This window comes from Microbispora sp. ZYX-F-249, assembly GCF_039649665.1.
In the GTDB taxonomy this organism is placed as follows: domain Bacteria; phylum Actinomycetota; class Actinomycetes; order Streptosporangiales; family Streptosporangiaceae; genus Microbispora; species Microbispora maris.
Genome location: NZ_JBDJAW010000144.1, coordinates 1 through 906, shown reverse-complemented (window position 1 = coordinate 906; position 906 = coordinate 1). Strand labels below are relative to the sequence as shown.

The 906-nt window shown below is 67.1% G+C and carries 1 protein-coding gene; it reads left to right on the top strand.

Translation table 11 applies throughout. The features are described from left to right. The first annotated feature begins 51 nt into the window (after positions 1–51). Positions 52–896, top strand: a protein-coding gene (locus AAH991_RS40125) for an IS5 family transposase (RefSeq protein WP_428834100.1) whose coding sequence is annotated in 2 segments (ribosomal slippage) — positions 52–388 and positions 388–896 — 846 coding nt in all. Because the reading frame shifts where the segments join, the coding sequence is not laid out codon by codon here. The last annotated feature ends 10 nt before the right edge of the window (positions 897–906 follow it).

Sequence of the window (906 nt, the reverse complement as noted above, 5' to 3'; positions counted from 1 at the left end):
GCTAGGTCGTGTCTTCAATGTGATCTAGGTACTGGATCATGACTTGGCGTGATTCGCCGGTACGAGTTGACCGATGAGGAGTGGGAGAAGCTGCGGCTTCTTCTTCCCTCCGGGCGGATGGGCCGTCCTCGGGAGGACGACCGCCGGGTGCTGAACGGGATCGTGTGGAAGATCCGTTCCGGGGCGGCCTGGCGGGACGTCCCCGCCCGGTACGGGTCCTGGCAGAGCATCTACACCCGCTTCCGCCGCTGGGCTCTGGACGGCACCTTCACCCGGATGCTGCAGTCCCTGCAAGCCGAGGCCGACGCCCGCGGCGACATCGACTGGCTGGTCGCGGTGGACTCCACCATCGTGCGAGCCCACCAGCACGCGGCGGGGGCGAAAAAGGGGGGTCAGGTGTCGGCGAGCCATCCGATCACGCCCTCGGCCGATCCCGAGGCGGGTTGACCAGCAAGATTCACCTGGTCTGTGACGGACGCGGCCGGCCGCTGGCGCTCCTGGTGACCGGCGGGAATGTCAACGACTGCATTCGCTTGCAGCAGGTGCTGCAGGCGATCCGTGTTCCCCGCCTCGGTCGCGGCCGGCCTCGTACGCGCCCCGACCACGTGGTGGCCGACAAGGGATACAGTTCCCGTGCCATCCGCAGCTACCTGCGGCGGCGCGGGATCAGCCACACCATCCCCGAGCGCACCGACCAGATAGCCGGCCGTGCCAGGCGGGGCAGCAAGGGCGGTCGCCCGCCCGTCTTCGACGCTCAGATCTACAAGCGTCGCAACGTGGTCGAACGTTGCTTCAACCAGCTGAAACAGTTCCGCGCCCTGGCCACCCGCTACGACAAGACCGCCACCTCCTACACCGCCGTGGTCACCATCGCAGCACTCCTGCTGTGGCTCTGACTGATCACTA